Genomic DNA, 18616 nt, shown 5'->3' with positions numbered 1-18616 from the left:
GGTTCAGAAGAAGTTGTTATTGTGCATATTATTATGTGAGGCAGGTTCAGCTCGCAATAGAGGAATTGGCAGAACCGTTAGAGAATAAGAAATCTGGTCCGCATTGGCGACACCCGGTTAATGGCTCTGCACGAGGTTCGTCCCCTGGGACAACATTGGACGATGCTTGAGTTAAATCATAAATTAGCATACGGGGGAAGGTGAACAAGAAGATGATTCCGTCAAGGTGCATGCTGCATATTGTGAACGGAGATGCCACAGCGGATAAGCTGAAACAGGGTGTCGTGCAGGGAGATATCCTCGTATGGCGGGAGTTGTATACGTTCGGACCCGTGTTCCGCGATATGAGCGAACGGGGGAACCGGGCGGAGCGTGCCGGATATTTGGAACGGACGCTGGGAATCCCTCGGGAGGAATATATCGGGAGCAGCGAGGAGCAGGAGGCGGCTTTGCAGGAATTCCACAGATACGATGAGGTGATCCTGTGGTTCGAGCACGATCTGTTCGACCAGACGATGCTTGGCTGCTTGCTGCATTGGTTCGCCCGGCAGGCGCAGGCAGCAACGAACATCAGTTTGCTGTGCGTAGGCTCATTCCCGGGTATTGAGGTGTTCCGGGGACTCGGGCAGCTGTCGCCTTCCCAATTAGCAGCCTTATCGGGCACATGGCAGCCGGTCGGACCAAGGGAGCTGGAGCTGGGCAGCCGGTTATGGGAAGCTTACGCTTCGCCGGAGCTTGCGGAACATACCCGGTTTCTGGAGGAGGATACGTCTGCACTGCCTTTCTCCCGGGCGGCGTTCGAGGCACATTTGTCCAGGCTGCCATCTGCCGGCAACGGGCTTGGAATTGTGGAGCAAACCACGTTGGAATATATTGAAAAGGGGATCCATTCCCCATACGAGCTGTTTCGTGAGGTCGGCGATAGGTTGGATTTTCTCGGGATGGGTGATCTGGAATACTGGCATCGCCTTGCGGTTATGGCGGAGGAGCCTAACCCCCTGCTGCATGTTGAGGGGAAGGCGGTATTTCCAAAATACCGGCAGGAGAATCCGGATTTTGGTGAATGTATGCTGCTGCTGACGGAATTGGGGCGGCGTGTACGGGCTGGTGAACAGCATTGGTCTTCGCCGGGAGACGAGTGGTATGGCGGTCTGCATATGCAGAGGAATTCACTCTTGTGACTTCGAGATATTAGAGAAGCAGAACCGGATTCAAATAAACAAGCAGCCGGAACCTCAGGAAACAGGTTCCGGCTGCTTGTCGGCCTTTTCATTATTTCCGGTAATCCCCGGGCGTGATGCCCTCGTTGTTCTTAAACATCCGGATGAAGGAAAAGGCATGGATATATCCAACCTTCAAGGCTCGTTCACCTTTATACGAGATCGTAACCTGTGATGGATTTGGGCTCCAGGCACTCTTCCAGTCCGTACACGCCATATTCCCTTCCGATCCCGGATTGCTTGGATCCGCCGAATGGAGCTTTCAACTCGGGGCCGGCTCCATTGATCATGACGATGCCCGATGAAATCCGGGAAGCGATTCGATTGGCTTTATCCAGGCTGGAGGAGCTGATATAAGCCGCCAGTCCATAGCTGGTATCATTGGCCATTTCTATCGCTTCTTCTTCGGTTGTATACGTTAAAATAGAAAGCACCGGTCCGAATATTTCCTCTCGGGCAATGGTCATGTCCATGGTGACATTAGCAAAAACGGTCGGTTTTACAAAGTATCCCTGTTCAAGCCCCTCCGGATGCCCTTCGCCGCCGATAACAAGCTCCGCTCCTTCTTCCATGCCAAGCTTGATATACCGCTGCACATTGTTGTACTGCTTCCCGGTTACCATGGGGCCGATTACCGTATCCTTCTCCCGGGGGTCGCCTACCTTGATCGCTTCAACAGCCGCCTTGGCGAGCTGTTTCACTTCTTCAAGGCGGTGCTGCGGAACAATCAGCCGGGAGCCGGCAATACAGGATTGTCCGCTGTTGCCGTAAGCGATCTTGACGGCAAGCGGAACGGCTTTGTTGAAATCAGCGTCATCCAGGATGATATTCGGCGATTTGCCGCCCAGCTCCAGCGTCAATCTTTTCATCGTATCGACGACGCCATGCCGAATGATTTTCCCGACATTGGTGGACCCTGTGAAAGAGATCATTGCAATATCCGGATGGCGGGTTAATTCTGCCCCCACCACATCGCCTGTTCCGTTAATGATATTAATGACACCGTCCGGAATATCCGCCTGGTCCAAAGATTCCATTAACAGCTGTGTCTGAATCGCGCTAAGCTCGCTCGGCTTGATGACCACCGTACAGCCGGCAGCGATGGCTGAGGCCAGCTTGGCGGCAATCTGGGAATAGCTCGCATTCCATGGCGTAATGATGCCGATGACGCCCACCGGCTCAAGAACGACCTTCGCCTTGCCTATATATTGAACGAATTCAAACTCCTCCAGCGCCTCCTTCGTACGAAGAAAATCCGCCGCGGCGAGATTGACGCGTCCGATGGCCGCATTCAGCGGGGCGCCGTATTCTTCGATATTGCCTTGAATCAGTGCCTCCGAATTGGCCATTACCGCATCATGCAATCTTTGCAGCATCTGACTGCGTTCTTCCACGCTTGTTCTTGAAAAGCTCTTAAAGGCCTGCTTCGCAGCTGCAATCGCGTCCTGTGTATCCTTCACATTGCCCAAAGTCACACGGCCGATCATTTCTTTGGTTGAGGGATTGATAAGGTCCAGTACATCCGTGCCCTGAGGGCTCACGAATTGTCCATTTATATAGAATTGATTGAGTGTTTTCATTTGAACATGCTCCTTATGCTTGATTCTTATTGTTTGGATGGAGTGCCTGCCGTATCCATAATAATTAATTTTCTAATGAAGCTGCCGGCTGCCGGTCCCGTCTTGCTCTTACGAAGAGCAGGGAAACGATCATGGATACGCCTATTGCGGCTGCCAACAGCATGAACGTTCCTCTGGTCGAAGAAAGATGGAACAGCGATTGAACGCCCTTCATGAACAGCGGACACATAAACTGGAGAAAATAATTGCAGGCCAGCAGTATGGAAAAAGCGCTCGTCATCCGCTCTTTGGGCACAATCTCGGCTGTCTTGTTGAACATCATCGGGAAGAACAATCCTTCCGCAAAGCCGATCAATAATACCGCAATCGCCGCCGCCAACACGGAATGCGCCAGGCTTTCCACCAGGAAGCCAAGCCCAAATACGACAAAAGCGAACGGAACAAGGACTCGCCCTAACAGCTGGGTCAGCGAAGTAATGGCAAGTCCAGCCGCAAAGGTTCCGATTAGGGAAAGCGCGGATAAATATCCGACCGTCGATGCGGTTCCGATCCCATTCTCAGCCAGGTACAGCGACAAGCTGGTCGGAATGGTGAAGTACAGCATAATGTGAAGTCCGCTGCCCAGCGCAATGGCGTAGAACAGACGCGGAAGCTTTACCGCAGGCCGGCCGCTACCCTGTGCGGGCCTCTGAACCGGAGGGAATTTGGGAATGAACAGCAGCACCAGAATAAGGAGCAGAAGGGCATAGGAATAGCTGAAAAATACGCTTCTCCATCCATACGCTGCGATGAAGCCGCCGATCGTAAGGAAGATCGCGCCGCCGATTCCGTTCACCGCCGTAACCAATCCGTTCATTCTGGAACGTTCCTTGCCCTGAAAGTTCTCGGCAATCAGGGCATTGAACGTCGGAGAGATCAATCCGATGCTCAGACCGAGAAGCGCCCGGAAGACCAGAATGCCGGTGATGGAATTCAGGAAGGCCGGTCCCACACCGCCAATAAGATACAGGATCAGGCCAACTATAAGGATGTTTTTCCTGGAAAACCTTCTGGATAAATAACCGGCCATGAATAAGGTCGGCAAGATAAATAAGGAAGACAACGTGACGACCCACTGAATGAGCAGCGCGCTGGTATCCGGAAAATCAACCTTGAGTAGTTTGATCGCCGGTGCCGCGAGCATGGGTGCGAACGCTGCCGTTATGGACAAGCTGAGCAAAGCCATTCGTGTGCTTGGTTTCACTTTTATCCTTCTTTCCATGATTTTGTTTTCTCATGATGCAGCCATGAACCGGGCTCTCATCATCCCGCCATGAATAATCACCCCTCGGCGTTGAACTTCGTAATGAGGATAACATCATTTTGTCATAAAGTAAACAAAAAGAATCCAAATTGTCTATTATGTAATAGTTGTATATACTATAGCAGGGGATTGTGTATAATATAAGGATAGAAATCAGAGGAGGATAAAACAAATATGGATGAAACGGAAAATCATCAAAGTAAAACGAGGACCAAAATGCTGAAGAAGCTGAATGCGGTCATTGTCAAAGAGGGCTTTCAACAGTTAAAGATGGATGATATTGCGAAAAGCATGGACGTAAGCCGGGCTACCATGTACAAATATTTTTCTTCCAAAGAGGAAGTCATCGAGGGTGTCGTAGTCACTTATGAGGATTATATAAACAAACTGCTGATTCCGGCTTCCGAGGTTGCGGAGCCGTCGTTCGGCACCCGGTTTCAGCAGCAGTTCGAGCAATCCGTCATGCTGGCCGGTAACATCACGGATGTGTTTCTGAAGGAGCTGCAGGCCATCTACCCCGACCTGTACGATCGTCTTAAGGATGTCATGCATCAGCGCGAACAGAAGATTCTGGAGTTTTATGAGGATGGCATGACGCAGGGGATATTTAACCGGATGAATCCGAAATTTATTTTGCTTCAGGATGATGTGCTGCTTCGGGAAATAATCGATTTTAAATACCTGCTGATCAACCAGGTGTCGCTGCAGCAGGTTCTTCATGACTTCTACATGTTCAAGAAAGTTCAATTATTTCAGGCGGACAAACTGTCCATGGCGGATGATTCACAGATCAGCCCGATTATTGATTATATCGTTCAGAAGTTCAACCGTGCTTTGTTCTGACGCTTTACCAGAAGGATGAGGGGGAAATCCAAAATAGACAACCGGATATCCCCATGATATAATCCCCCTTAACCCAAATGAAGGAGGTGAGCCTATGATCAGAAAAAGATTAATGCTGTTTATTTTACTTGCCGCCTTTATCGCTGCTGTCTTTTTAAGTCCGCCCCGGCATGAAGCAACCCCCCATTTGGACAATTCCCCTCAGTTCGAGTGGGCTATGGATACCTATTCCAACGGCGCCATTGAAGCGCCGGCAGTCAAGAATGTTCTCCCCATGCTTCCGACCATCCCCTTCATGATCATGATGATGGTATTATTCGCTGTCTTTGCCCTCCGCATCGGTCTCAAATCCCACATACGTTCGGCAGTCCCCATTCTTCGGCTTCTCTACATCCTTAACCCCATTAAATTTAAATCCAATTACTTAGCATCCCTCCCTGTTCTTCTATAACTATAGAATGAAAGGGAGTATTTGATTTGCGCAAAAATAGAAGATCGTTTGTACCGTTTGCCATGGCGGTATTGTTTTTGGTGACGTTTATGGGCTGGGCAGCCCCCAACGCGGCGGGAAATATCAAGCTGGGTCTTGATCTGAAAGGCGGCTTCGAAATCCTGTATCAGGTCGAGCCTCTTGACGCCCATCAGAAGGTAACGAAGGAATTGCTGCTGGCAACCGAGCGCATGGTAGAGAAGCGGATCAATATCAGTAAGGTTGCCGAGCCGGAAATCACCATCGAAGGTACGGACCGCATCCGGGCCAAAATAGCGGGGGTCGCAGACCAAACGAAGCTGCGCGAGCTGATCGGCCAGCCGGCATATCTGACGTTCAAGGACGGCCAGGACCGGATCGTGCTGGATGGCGGCGACTTGGCCCCGAATGGCGCAAGCATCGGGCATGATCAGTTGAACCGTCCCGTGGTCAATGTGAAATTCAACGACCCTGCCAAGCTGAGGACCGTAACGAAGGACAATCTGGGCAAGCCGCTGTCGATTCTATTGGATGACAAAGTCGTCTCCACGGCGGTTGTTCAAGCGGTAATCAGCGGCGGCAGCTCCTCGATTTCAAGTGAGGACCTGGATTCTGCGACAGAGCTGAAGGATCTGCTGAACGCTGGTTCCCTGCCGGCGAAGCTTATCGAGAAGCAGGTCAATTCCGTTTCGGCAAGTCTTGGGGAGGAAGCGCTGCACCGAACGTTAGTTGCGGGATATGCGGCTTCCGCGATCATCGTCATCTTCATGCTGATCGTCTACCGTTTGGCCGGTATCATTGCCAATCTTACGCTGCTGCTGTTTGCCTTTATCTGCCTCGTGCTTCTTGATTGGATGAATGCGGCGATGACGTTGTCCGGTATCGCCGGGTTCATATTGGCCGTCGGCATGGCTGTCGATGCCAATATTATTACGTACGAGAGGATCAAGGAAGAGTTAAGAGAGGGCAAAAGTATCCGCTCGGCCAGCCGCAGCGGAGCGAAATCATCGTTCGCCACCATTCTGGATTCCCACGCCACCACCTTTATCGCCGCGTTGGTTCTGATGATGATCGGCACGAATGCGGTCAAAGGGTTTGCCATCGTTCTCATGATGACGATCCTGGTGAGTCTCGTTACGAATGTATTCGGTTCCCGTCTCCTGCTGTGGCTGCTCCTGAAGGACAATGCGATTAAGCGCACCGAGTGGTTTGGGGTCAGTCTGAAACGGACGGCAGACAAAGCGGTTAAGCCGCTGCCTGATCTCGTGAAGCGAAGAAACTGGTATCTGGGCTTCTCGACTGTGGTGCTTATTGTTGGCCTGATTGCCATATTGGGCAGAGGGCTTAATCCAGGAGTCGATTTTCAATCGGGGACAAGGCTGGATCTCTATATAGGCAGCCCCTTCCAGACAAGCGATATTGCAGCGGTTATTCACGAGGAAATCCCGTCCGCCACGATGAAGCCGGTCGTAAAATACGGAACGGACGGCCTTGCCGCAACAACTACCTTCAGCAAGCCGATTCCCGCCGGTCAGTTGAACGCGGTAGAGGACAAGCTGCAGGAAAGGTACGGCGCTCAAGTGAGCAAGCAGGAATCTACGGTTGATCCTGTCATTGCCGCCGAGATGGTGAAGAAGGCCTGCTACGCCATACTGATAGCCTCAGCCGGTATCGTATTGTACACGGGACTTCGCTTTCACTACTTATTCGGCATTGCGTGCATTATCGCGCTTGCCCATGATATTTTGATTCCGGTCGCGTTGTTTTCCGCCCTCCGGCTTGAGATCGATCTGACCTTCATAGCGGCGGTTCTGACGATTGTCGGCTATTCGCTCAACGATACGATCGTGATTTTCGACCGGATTCGAACGAATATGAAGCAGACGAAGCTCACATCGGCCCGCGAGTTGGAGGAGCTGGTGAACAGGAGCCTGTGGCAGACGATGAGGCGTTCCCTGTATACGGTCCTGACCGTGTTCATCGCCGCTGTCGGTTTGTTATGGCTCGGCGGGGAAAGCATTCACCTGTTCTCGCTTGCGCTTCTATTCGGATTGGTGAGCGGCGCTTACTCGTCCATCTTTATTGCCGCGCAGGTCTGGCTGATCTTGTATAAACGCAGATTTCTCCCAGCGGGTTAGCACCGATCCCCCGCGGCGCACCCCGCCGCGGGGGGCTTTTTGGAGTTTGGATCAGGCTGCAATCAAAACCGAAGGGCTATTCTTTTATTGCTGCTGACTACTGTTTGACCCTTAGCAGCAAATTTTACATACCGCCTTGCAGATGACTTTTTTTTCATGCGGACTAAAAAAAAACCAGTATGGGAATGTTGATTACTAGGTGATATATATGATGCGAATCGTGTACGTTCTTGTGCTTTGGGTCATGGCTTTTTACAAAAGTAATTGGAGGGATTGGAAAAAGTACCAACCCACCATTTTGTTCATGGTTGCATCAAGCTTCTTGGTTCATCTTTTAACCTATAGCTATCTGTTGTGGGACCTCAGCTCTGAATTGGGCAGCCATTTAATTAATGATTTGTTGCTGACCATTTTTGCCTATCCGCCAATGGTGCTCGTTTACCTGACCAATTTTCCATTCAACAAAAAAGTGATAGCCAAAGGGATGTACATTGTTCTCTGGGTGTTTATATATACGGTAATGGAAGCCATTCAATATGGGCTGGAGAATATCCGGTATCATCACGGATGGAACCTCTGGAAGTCCATATTGTTTGATTTCGCGTTATTTCCGATACTGGTTATACATCATGTCAGGCCGCTGTTAGCTTACGTTCTATTCCTTGTCGGAACGATCCTGTTTATATTGATTTATGGAATCCCCATTTCCTCGTTTAAATAAGGAAAGTAAGCTTGCTTCCCTGTCTGCAGTCTGTCGGAGCTATCGCTGACGGGTTTACCGAAAACAGAGAATTAATTAATTCCCCCAATTATTCATGCGAATAACAATGAATACTCTTAATCGTTAAAATGAAGCCTGTTCATGCTTCACCTCCCATTATGTTTTTCGCAGGCAGTCACAGTGAAGACAAATAAAACCGGTATTTGCGGGCGATAGCCGCGAATACCGGTCATTTTGGAGAATATGAAATACCCTGGGCAAAATGTTACGGCTTCACAATGTTCGATAACGTATTAAACTCTTCATCGCTCAGCGTGATAGCAGCGGCCGCAATGTTCTCCTCCACATGCGCGACTGTCGAAGTGCCCGGAATAGGCAGCATGACAGGCGAGCGCTTCAGCAGCCAGGCCAGAGCCAGCTGGGAAGGAAGGGCATTATGCTGCTTGGCGATAGCGTCGAGCGGTCCGCCTTCTCTGGCTAATGCGCCTGTTGCCAGCGGAAACCAAGGGATGAATGCAATGTTGTTTGCCTCTGCGTAGTCCAGTACAGCCTCGGAATCCCGTTTGGCCAGGTTGTACAGATTTTGCACGGAAGTGATATTGGCGAACTCGCTGGCTGCCTTGATCTGCTCGACGCTCACCTCGCTCAGACCGATGTGGCGGATCTTGCCTTCCTGCTGCAGCAGGGCCAGCTCGCCGATTTGTTCAGCTAATGGAACCTTGGCGTCTATGCGGTGCAATTGAAACAGGTCGATCCGCTCAAGACCCAGATGGCGCAGACTCAGCTCAACCTGCTGCCGCAAATATTCGGGACGCCCTACCGGACGCCAATCGCCGGGGCCTGACCGCGTGAGGCCTGCCTTGGTAGCAATGATTACGCCGTCCGCATAAGGATGAAGGGCTTTCTTGATGAGCATTTCGGAAACGAAGGGACCGTAGGAGTCGGCTGTGTCAATGAAATTCACTCCGAGCTCCACAGCGCGCTGAAGAACGCGTACGGCTTCGGCCGGATCCTTCGGATCTCCCCATACTCCGGGGCCGGTTATCTGCATCGCTCCATACCCCAAACGGTTGACCGGCAGATCGCCTCCAATGGCATAGGTGCCGGACGCAGCAGCTGAAACATTCAGATCAGACATGAACCATCCTCCTCAATATATAAAAATAATAGTACCTATACTTGGTATAGCTTATATAGTCATTTTTTGCAAATTTTTTTCGCGAAAAATCGGGGCAGAGACTCCTGATTTAAGCAAGATTTCTTGCCTGTTTATGTTACACTGTCTAGTAGAAGGGGGTTGAACAGCTGTGGTAAAAATTCGAATCACATCCAGAGGCATCAAAAAAACATTGCAAAAATTTGACTATTTACAAGCGATCGCGGAATATGTCTGGAACGGATTTGACGCGAGGGCGACGATTGTCGAAATTAAAGCCGTATGGAACGCTTTGGGCGGTATGGAGAGATTGATCATATCGGATAACGGAGAGGGTATCGACAGAACCGTTTTGGAACGGAAATTCACGCCTTTCTATGAATCCGAGAAGCAGATCGATCCGAACAACAGGGTGCGGATGAGCTCTGCGATGCATGGCAAGAATGGAATCGGCCGATTGACCTTCCACAGCTTCTGCTCCCAGGCGACATGGAATACGACTTATAAAGCAGGTCCGGTCAATCAGACCTACTCCATTCATATAGCATCTGAAAGTCTGGATTCCTATACGCTGACCGGCAATGCGGAGGGCAAGGCGAGAACAGGAACCTCGGTCACATTCGACCATATCCACAAGGAAATCGACTTGACGGAGTTGAAACAATTTCTGAGCAAGGAGTTCGGCTGGTTTCTTGAGCTTCATGCGGGCAAGAAGTTCGGTATCATCATGGAAACGGGCGAATACCTGGATTATTCCGGCATTATCGGCGCGAAGGAGAATATCGAGCTTGCGCATCCCGCGACCAAAACCAAATTCGCCGTCAAATATATCCGCTGGACAGAGAGAATCAACAACGAATATTCCAGACTCTATTTTCTGGACTCCAGGAAGAGGGAGAAGTACAAGCAGCCCACCAGCTTCAACAATAAAGGGGACTCCTTCTATCACAGCGTCTACATCCAAAGCAAGCTGTTTGACGACTTCGACTTTATGAGCGAAGAACAATACGGGCAGCAGGAAATGGCATTTGGTTTAAGCCGGAAAAGCGAGGCCTTCCAATATCTGCTGGAGGAAATCAACCATTTGATCAGCGGAAAGCGCAAGCCGTTCCTCAAAAGCCATTCCGATCTGATCATTTCCGAACTGATCGCGTCGGACGCATTTCCCGCCTTCAAGGATACGCCGGAGGACAGCGCGCGCCAAGAAGAGCTGAAGCATGTCATTCAAGAGCTTTACCGGGTAGAACCCCGAATCTTCGCCCGCTTGAATCCGGAGCAAAAAAAGGTGATCGTCCATATGTTGAATTTGATTATGGAGACCGCAGACCGAGAGCGGTTCTATCATGTTCTGAATGACATTATTAAATTGGAAGGCCCGGAGCGGCAGGAACTGGCCGAGCTGTTGAAGTCCAATATCGGTTAATGCTGCAGGATTCCAACAAGCAGAACCGCCCCAGGCAGATCCCGGGCGGCTCTGCTTTTATTTATACCGGGACTTCAGCCGAGAATAATCCATCCTGAACCGAACATTGTGAATTGCCCCGGAGGCCGCTCTATTCTATGGTGTACTTGTGGGACAATGTCAGCAAGCCAAACGACAAATCTATGTCTATCATAATCCAAAATTGAGGTGAAAGCGTTGCCGATATCCGTTCATGAAGGTTTATTTGAAATTCAAACCAGGCAGACCTCCTATGTATTCGGGGTCAACGAGCAGGGAATCCTCCAGCATTTGTATTGGGGAAAGACGATTGCAGCGCAGGAATGCGCTTACCGTCTCCGTTCCAGATCGCACAGCTCATTTGACGCTCAGGTGGAACGGGAGTACGAGGAATACAGCTTCTGGGGCGGCGTCGGTTATGTCGAGCCGACGCTGAAGGTACGTTTCTCCGATCACGTCAGAGATTTGAAAATGGTATACGAGGGCTATCGCATTGTAACCGATAATGGGGTCGAGGAGCTGATCCTGACCCTGAAGGACGCTCATTACGATCTGCTGGTCCATCTCCATTACAAGGTAATAGCAGAATGGGATATGATCGAACGCTATGCACGAGCGGTTAATGCCGGCAAAACGGCGATTGTCATCGAAAATATGCAATCGGCCGCGTGGGCGGTGCCTTATTTGCCGCAATACCGGATGACCCATGTTACCGGAAGATGGTCGGGCGAGTATCAGCTCAGAGACACCGTTCTCTCCGAAGGCAAGAAAACGATTGAATCCAGAAGGGGCTTCACGGGCCCGCATGCCAATCCATGGTTCGCTATCGACGACGGCACCGCCACAGAGAAGGCAGGCAATGTCTGGTTCGGCGCGCTTGGCTGGAGCGGCAACTGGAAAATAGTCGCGGAGAAGAGCAGCTTCAATCATATGAGAGTGACGGGTGGCATTAATGATTTTGACAGTGAATGGCTGCTCCAGCCAGGAGAGACGTTCACAGCGCCGGTGTTCGTTGGCGGGTATACGCCATCGGGCTTCGGGGAGATGAGCCGCAGCTTTCACCGGTATCAGCGGGAATATGTCCTGCCTGGAGCCACGACACGCAAGGTGCTGTACAACTCATGGGAAGCGACGACCTTCGATGTGAATGTGAAGGAGCAAATTGAGCTTGCGCAGAAAGCGGCGAAGATGGGCGTCGAGCGCTTTGTCGTCGATGACGGCTGGTTCGGCAAGCGCGACAGCGACCGGGCGGGTCTGGGCGACTGGTATGTTAATCCGCAGAAGTTTCCTGAAGGACTGGGCGCCTTGATTGAGAAGGTCAAGGAGCTGGGAATGGATTTCGGCATCTGGGTGGAGCCCGAGTCCGTCAATCCGGACAGCGAGCTGTACCGGCAGCATCCGGAGTGGGTATACCATTTTCCGACACGGACCGGCTCGCAGCTTCGCAACCAGCTGCTTCTGAATATAGCCAAGCCCGAGGTAAAGCAGTTCATTATCGGTTTCATGACGGAGCTGCTCAGCTCTCATCCGATCTCCTTCATCAAATGGGATATGAACCGGACCATTACGGAGCCGGGACTTCACGGCTTCCCGGCCGTGCAGCAGAAGGAAATCTGGATCAGACATGTGCAAAGCCTGTATGAGATCTGGGCGGAGCTGCGGGAGAAATTCCCTCACGTCGAATTTGAGACCTGCGCCGGAGGCGGGGCCCGGATTGATTTTGGCATGCTGCGATTTGCCGATCAGGCATGGCCGAGCGATAACACCGATGCGTTCGACAGGCTGAGCATTCAGGAGGGTTTCTCCTACGTCTACAGCCCTCAGGTCATGATGTGCTGGGTAACGGATTCGCCCAATGGCATGAACGGCCGCAAGCTTCCGCTGTCCTTCCGGTTCCACAGCGCCATGACAGGCTCGCTTGGCATCGGCGGCAATCTGAAGGAATGGTCGGAGGAGGAAATGGAAGAGGCCGGCGTTCATATTCAGCGGTACAAGGAGATCAGGCATCTCGTTCAAAAAGGCAGGCAGTACCGTCTGGCCTCATTACGCAAGTCCCCGCAAGCGGCTGTACAGTATGTGAACGACGACCGGACGGAAAGCATTGTTTTTGCATTTCTGCATGCTCAGAATTTCGGCGGACGGCTTCCGGATCTGAAGCTGGATGGCCTTGCGGAGCATAAAATCTACGACATCGAGGGTATCGGCGATGAAGTCCTGCAATTGCACGGGAGCACCTTGATGAATGCGGGCCTTCCGCTTTCCCTGCGCGGCGATTTCGACAGCGTGCTGATCTCGCTGAAAGCGCGGGAGTAGGCTTATTGGAGCCGGTATGTGGTCGACCGACCGCCATCAATGCACGTCGCGCTGGGAGCTGCGTGCAGCCCGACGGTAATGGCTGCTGCGCGCGGCACTTTCGCAAAGCGCCCCACACTGCGTGCTTCGCGTATTGCATGACAAGCCGACCAGACCATATGGATTGACGTTTAGGGGGGGAGTGGCGCTGCCGCTTTCATCAGTCACCCCCTGATGTGAGCTGAGGGACTACCCAGGTATAGAGGCAGACAATTGTATACTGGAAGAAGGTTATTCCGTGCTGGAGCGTATAATCGGTGGGTACCGGCCGCTGCAGCACGGTTTTTCCTTGCAGTGGAGGAAATAGGCAGATGCCGCGCCGGATCACAGGAGAACGCTGGACTGCGGAAGGTTTTCTGCGCCGGAACAGCGAAATGTTAGAGTAAGCGTATGCATATGGAACGGACACCTGGAAAACACGCGGCGCATGCAGCGGCACTTATATGATTGCAGCAGCTATATCTGCAGAGAGGCGGTTTATTCCATGATTATTGTGATGGAAAGGGAAAGTATGGGTTTTCCTTCAATCTCCATTCAAACGGAACATTATGATTTGGCGATCGTACCCGGCATCGGCGGGCGTATTATGGAATTTGGCTCGGATGGCGTCAATCTGCTCTATCAGAACGGGAGTCTGGCGGGTTACCGCCCCCGCTATGAAGCTGAGAATGCGGAAGAAATGCGTGAACTGCGCGAGAGGAGCCCGCAGCTGCTTTATGGCGGAGAGAAAACATGGCTTGCTCCCCAAAGCGACTGGGTTGGCATCCCGTATGCGGATTTGGATCACGGCGAGTACGGCTGGGAAGTGCAGCGGAATGAACAGGCTGTCCGGATCGTTCTGACGAGCCCTATATGCCGTGAGACGCAGCTGCAAATTATCCGCACTGTCACATGCGTGAACGGCATGCCGTCGATCGGCATCGAGCAGAAGCTGATCAACCACGGAACGGTTCCGGTAACCAAAGGCTTGTGGCAGGTGACCATGCTGAATCGCAGCGGAATCGTGGATATCCCGGACGGACCGCTGCTCGGTTCGAGGCAGCCGCTGCCCTTGTTGGACGAACACAATGCGGCAGCCGTTCATGGCACGGATGGCTGGAGGATGGTCATGGACAATGACCGGCTGTATAAGCTCGGCTTTATGACGGATGGGGGGCGGGCAGCCGCACGGCATCAGGCCGCGAACGGCAAAACATATACTTTGACCAAGACCTATGCGGTTGAGCCGGAGCAAGTTTACCCTCATCATACGGTCGTCGAAGTGTATAATGCCAGCGACTATCCATATTATGAGCTTGAGATTCACAGCCCGGCATACGCCCTCCAGCCAGGGGAAAGCGCATCATTTACGATAAACTGGGAGCTTGCCGTCGATACCCTGCACTGAACGCTTAGCCTTTTAGCTTGTTCCGATATTCCGTTGGCGACAAGCCGATCATTTTTTTGAACAGACGGGAGAAGTAGTAGGGGTCCTGGAAGCCAAGCGACAGGCCTATATCCTTCATGCTTCTGTCCGTCAGGTCGAGCAGCTGTCCGGCACGCTGAATCTTCATCCGCAAATAATAGTCGATCGGCGCAAAGCCGGTCGATTGTTTGAATAAATGGTTCAAATGCTGCTTGGAAATCCGGGTATGGGCAACCAATTCTTCGAGCGACAAATTGGATTCCAGCTGCTCCTTCATATATTGAATGGCCTGCTCGATATACCGCTCCGATTTCTCCTCGCCTGCCCCTGCCTTCATCAATCCGACAAAGCTGAGATAATATCTGACCGTCTGCGAAACATGGACCTGATGGTCCATGGAATACGGCTTGGATGACAGGATATCGTAGCATTGCCCGAATAAATCCAGCAGCTTGACGGAATGGCTTAACCCAAGCCGCAGCGGCCCTGCTTCCATGCTGAAGCTGGAGAAGAAGGCCCCGGCATCCTCCCCCATCAGATGAAACCAGTAAATGCTCCATGGATTGTTTTCATCTGCCCCATAGGAATGAGGCGTATCGGCAGGGATGACGGTGAGCGTCTGCTCGGTGACCCGCATCGCCTTGTGTGATCCGCTTTGGATCCATCCTTCGCCGCCCGCGCAGTAGATCAGAATATGCATGCTGCAGCCGGAGGGCCTGTCCCGGTAATGGTGGCGCGCCCGCGGGAAGTAGCCAATATCCGTTATATACAGCTGCCTGATCAAGGGATGGGCCACCATCTCTTTCAGGATATACGGGGGCAGGACAATGATTTTCTCCGCTTCAAATCCATCCGCCTTCCTCAGCATCTTAGCAGAAAGCCTCCCTTCGATACATAAGCTTTGTTTGAATTTTACCGAATATAATCCATCATGTACAGGGGCCTGCCGTTCGGCAGGCTATTTCTTTAATCTTTAGAGAGGTTAACATTTGCATTCACCTTTACTGATATTCCGAAGTGAAGAACCTAGCGGCAGGATTAACAGAAATCATGCGGAATATAGATCTTTAACAGCATGAGATATTGACACAGCTAATGGTTGAACAGGGAAGGGGAGAGCTTGGAAGATGGCCATTCAATTGGAGATTTCGGGACCGAAAGCCCACCGGGTATACCAGCGTGACGATCGGGACCAGGCGGATATTGCTTTCTCGGTCAAGGTGCCGCAGGGAGTGGAGGGGCTTGTGGAAGGCCGGATATCCGCCGGTCCATGGAGGAGTCTGGGTTCGGCCAGCCAGCCGGAATTCTCAGCTGCTCTGGAACGGGTGCCGGCAGGCGAGCATGAGATCTATATTCGTATCGTATCTCCCGAGACAGGAGAACTGCTCGCGGAAGGAGATATTGGTCCGGTCTATGTAGGTGATCTGTGGGTATTGGCGGGGCAATCGAATATGGAAGGCTGCGGAAGACTGATACATGTAGAGGAGCCTCAGCCGGGCGTCAGCTGTTTCTATATGGGAGACCGCTGGGATCTGGCTGTGGAGCCGCTTTGCTGGCTGCTGGAATCGCCCGACCCTGTACATTGGACGCCATTGCCTGAGGGAATGGATGTTTCCGAAGAGAAGCGCAAAGAATATATCAGGATGGCCCGCAGAGACAGAGTGCATGGAAGCGGACTTGGACTGCCGTTCGGCAAAATGATGCTGCGTCACACCGGCGTTCCCGTTGGGCTGCTCATGGTAGCGCATGGCGGAACCTCAATGAGCCAATGGGATGCCGCGCTCGCAGGCGAAGGCGGCCGTTCCTTATATGGCGCTATGCTGCGGGTCATTCGCGAGGCCGGAGGCAAGGTGCGGGGATGCCTTTGGTATCAGGGAGAGAGCGACGCTACTGAAGCGGATTCAGAGCTTTACTACGACCGGATGACGGAATGGGTGGCCAGCCTTAGACGCGATCTGGGAGATCCGGAGCTGCCGTTCATCTACGCACAGATATCTGTTGTGACCAATTGGTCCTTCGAGCAGGGATGGAACCGGGTACAGGACGATCAGGTCCGTCTTGAATCTGTACTGGGCCGCGCAGCGGTTGTTCCGACCATCGACGCTTCGCTGGCTGACTTTATTCATCCGGATGCCGCCTCCCTGCGGGATATTGGGCACCGTATGGCGTGGGCGGCTCTTCGGCTCGTTGATGGCCGGAGCCCGGCCGAACCGGGTCCACGGTTTGCATCGGCGGATTGGAATGAGCAGCGCACGGAACTGACGATTACGTTCAGCGGAGTCAATGGAAGGCTGCAGAAGGTTGAACGCGTTTTTTCCTTCCAGCTGACAAACGGTGAAGAGCGGCTGCCGCTGGAAGGGCATCTGGATGAAGCTGCAGAGCGGGTCATCCTTACGCTGGAGCGGCCTGCACCGGATTCCTGCCAATTATGGCATGGCCGCGGTACCAACCCTGCGGTTAATGTGCGGGATGAAAAGGGAATACCGCTTCTTGTTTTTGGGCCGCTGCCTGTCTAGATTTACGACTGTCAAGTCTACAGCGCTTCTATCTATCCCGGCAGCCGCAGCGCAGACTGCTGCCGGGAGATGCATGTGTGCAATGCGGCCGTTTGTCCACATGTTTCCACGCCGCTCCAAGCTTCAGCATTCGCATTTAAATTGGCATGACGGGAGTTGTTCCGCAAGCAGTCGAACCCCGACATACAGCATTATCAAGACGGCGAAGGAAAACGGACTGCATCCGTTCCGGTACTTCAAGTATCTGTTCGGGCAATTTCCGAGAGCTTCCGGATTCCCGGGCTCCGAGCGCACTGGTACCCTATATGCCCTGCTCCTCAATTTTCTTTAATCCATATGCTTCATTCACTGGCTTCCATTTGACTGGCGGATGGGGCTTGTTTGACGCTTACCTGCTTGATCTTCTTGACTTAATAACGGTCATGTGGAATTCTTTCCCATGGGAAAACGTTTTATTATTAAAACTTGAATATGACTCCTGGTCGGAGAACAAGATCTTCTATCTTTTGCTGCCATAAAATCCTACTCCTCTCGCAGCCGCTTGATATCGCTGATCGGGGGGAGGCCGAACAGGCGGGCGTACTCGCGGCTGAATTGGGAGGGGCTCTCGTAGCCAACTTGAAAGGAGACGTCCGCCGCGTCCGCAGATTCGGACAATAAAAGGCGGCGTGCTTCCTGCAGCTGTAATTGCTTCTGATACTGCAGCGGGCTCATGGCGGTGACCTCTTTGAAATGCCGATGCAGAGAGGAAGGCGCCATGTTGGCGATCGAGGCGAGCTCTTCGATACGCAAAGGGGCGGTGTAGTTCTGCTTAATCCGCTGCACGACGCTTGCAATCCGGTTTGATCTGCTGCCGCTCATGGCGATCTGTTTTAGCGCACTTCCCTGCCCTCCGCTTAAGATCCGATATAAAATTTCTCGTATAATGAGCGGCGAGAGTACCGGTACATCCTCCGGATTGTCTAACAGACGGACAAGCCGGATAGCGGCATCCAAGAGGGAAGAACTCGTTTTGGCTACAAACAAAGCTCGCTGTGAATCTCCCTTGGCAGGGACCTGCTGATCCGAACCGTTCATCAATTCAAGGACATCTTTCGGGTCAAATTTGAGCTGGACGCATAAATAGGGAGCTTCCGGCGTTGCCTGAATTACTTGTGCGGAAACAGGTAAAACCAAGGACACAACCAAATAGCTGGAGGGACCATACGTATAGCTCTCGCCCCCCAGTATGACTACTTTGGTGCCTTGGGCGACGAAGCAGATGGTCGGCTCATGGACGGAGAACGAAGGGAATGTCGTAACCGAGTTGCGTATCAAGGAAAGCGACGGGATTACTGTCGGCTGAACCCCGTCCCTGCCTGTATTATTTTCAATAAGCTGGGCCAACTCTGTCAGATATGGAACCAGGGGATCTTGGTGAGCAGATGGATTCGGCATGACTTTCCCTCCTTGTTTTTTTATCGCCATTATAC

The 18616-nt window shown here is 52.1% G+C and carries 14 protein-coding genes; 9 read left to right on the top strand and 5 right to left on the bottom strand.

Annotated features, from left to right (window positions below):
* The first annotated feature begins 212 nt into the window (after nt 1-212).
* Nucleotides 213-1181, top strand: a complete 969-nt coding sequence (locus AC0YNV_RS33800) for a DUF1835 domain-containing protein (protein WP_475771973.1) — start codon at nt 213-215, stop codon at nt 1179-1181.
* 191 nt (nt 1182-1372) lie between these two features.
* Here AC0YNV_RS33800 and AC0YNV_RS33795 read toward each other — a convergent pair whose 3' ends face one another.
* Both AC0YNV_RS33795 and AC0YNV_RS33790 read right to left on the bottom strand, forming a co-directional pair.
* Nucleotides 1373-2800 (bottom strand): aldehyde dehydrogenase family protein, encoded by a 1428-nt coding sequence (locus tag AC0YNV_RS33795; protein WP_475771972.1) that lies wholly within the window; start codon nt 2798-2800, stop codon nt 1373-1375.
* A 64-nt stretch (nt 2801-2864) separates the two neighbouring features.
* Complete coding sequence (locus AC0YNV_RS33790; protein ID WP_475771971.1) at nt 2865-4043, bottom strand: MFS transporter; 1179 nt, start codon at nt 4041-4043, stop codon at nt 2865-2867.
* A 234-nt stretch (nt 4044-4277) separates the two neighbouring features.
* On the opposite strand from AC0YNV_RS33790, the gene AC0YNV_RS33785 reads away from it, so the two are divergent.
* The 4 genes from AC0YNV_RS33785 to AC0YNV_RS33770 all read left to right on the top strand — a co-directional run bounded on the left by AC0YNV_RS33785 (nt 4278) and on the right by AC0YNV_RS33770 (nt 8274).
* Nucleotides 4278-4946 carry a TetR/AcrR family transcriptional regulator gene (locus AC0YNV_RS33785; RefSeq protein ID WP_475771970.1) on the top strand — a complete coding sequence of 223 codons (669 nt, stop codon included), beginning with the start codon at nt 4278-4280 and terminating at the stop codon, nt 4944-4946.
* A 94-nt stretch (nt 4947-5040) separates the two neighbouring features.
* Complete coding sequence (locus AC0YNV_RS33780) at nt 5041-5397, top strand: hypothetical protein (RefSeq protein ID WP_475771969.1); 357 nt, start codon at nt 5041-5043, stop codon at nt 5395-5397.
* A gap of 26 nt (nt 5398-5423) precedes the next feature.
* Nucleotides 5424-7553: a protein translocase subunit SecD gene (gene secD / locus AC0YNV_RS33775; RefSeq protein ID WP_475771968.1), complete on the top strand. Its 2130-nt coding sequence runs from the start codon at nt 5424-5426 to the stop codon at nt 7551-7553.
* Between the two features lie 208 nt (nt 7554-7761).
* Nucleotides 7762-8274 carry a CBO0543 family protein gene (locus AC0YNV_RS33770; RefSeq protein WP_475771967.1) on the top strand — a complete coding sequence of 171 codons (513 nt, stop codon included), beginning with the start codon at nt 7762-7764 and terminating at the stop codon, nt 8272-8274.
* A gap of 265 nt (nt 8275-8539) precedes the next feature.
* On the opposite strand, the gene AC0YNV_RS33765 is transcribed toward AC0YNV_RS33770, so the two are convergent.
* Nucleotides 8540-9412, bottom strand: a complete 873-nt coding sequence (locus tag AC0YNV_RS33765) for an aldo/keto reductase (protein WP_475771966.1) — start codon at nt 9410-9412, stop codon at nt 8540-8542.
* Between the two features lie 169 nt (nt 9413-9581).
* Between AC0YNV_RS33765 and AC0YNV_RS33760 the strand changes: the two genes are divergently transcribed.
* From AC0YNV_RS33760 to AC0YNV_RS33750, 3 genes are all read left to right on the top strand, one after another.
* Nucleotides 9582-10853, top strand: coding sequence for an ATP-binding protein (locus AC0YNV_RS33760; protein WP_475771965.1), 1272 nt, complete (start codon nt 9582-9584; stop codon nt 10851-10853).
* A gap of 207 nt (nt 10854-11060) precedes the next feature.
* Complete coding sequence (locus AC0YNV_RS33755) at nt 11061-13184, top strand: alpha-galactosidase (RefSeq protein ID WP_475771964.1); 2124 nt, start codon at nt 11061-11063, stop codon at nt 13182-13184.
* A 523-nt stretch (nt 13185-13707) separates the two neighbouring features.
* On the top strand, nt 13708-14610 hold the full coding sequence (locus AC0YNV_RS33750; RefSeq protein WP_475771963.1) for a hypothetical protein: 903 nt from the start codon (nt 13708-13710) through the stop codon (nt 14608-14610).
* Between the two features lie 4 nt (nt 14611-14614).
* On the opposite strand, the gene AC0YNV_RS33745 is transcribed toward AC0YNV_RS33750, so the two are convergent.
* Complete coding sequence (locus tag AC0YNV_RS33745) at nt 14615-15496, bottom strand: helix-turn-helix domain-containing protein (RefSeq protein WP_475771962.1); 882 nt, start codon at nt 15494-15496, stop codon at nt 14615-14617.
* Between the two features lie 259 nt (nt 15497-15755).
* Between AC0YNV_RS33745 and AC0YNV_RS33740 the strand changes: the two genes are divergently transcribed.
* Complete coding sequence (locus AC0YNV_RS33740; RefSeq protein ID WP_475771961.1) at nt 15756-17144, top strand: sialate O-acetylesterase; 1389 nt, start codon at nt 15756-15758, stop codon at nt 17142-17144.
* Between the two features lie 522 nt (nt 17145-17666).
* On the opposite strand, the gene AC0YNV_RS33735 is transcribed toward AC0YNV_RS33740, so the two are convergent.
* Nucleotides 17667-18581: an AraC family transcriptional regulator gene (locus AC0YNV_RS33735; RefSeq protein ID WP_475771960.1), complete on the bottom strand. Its 915-nt coding sequence runs from the start codon at nt 18579-18581 to the stop codon at nt 17667-17669.
* Nucleotides 18582-18616: the final 35 nt, after the last annotated feature.

Source organism: Paenibacillus sp. JT31N11 (assembly GCF_056269285.1).
Note: the sequence above shows the minus strand (reverse complement) of the source record. Positions and strands in the feature narration are given on the sequence as shown.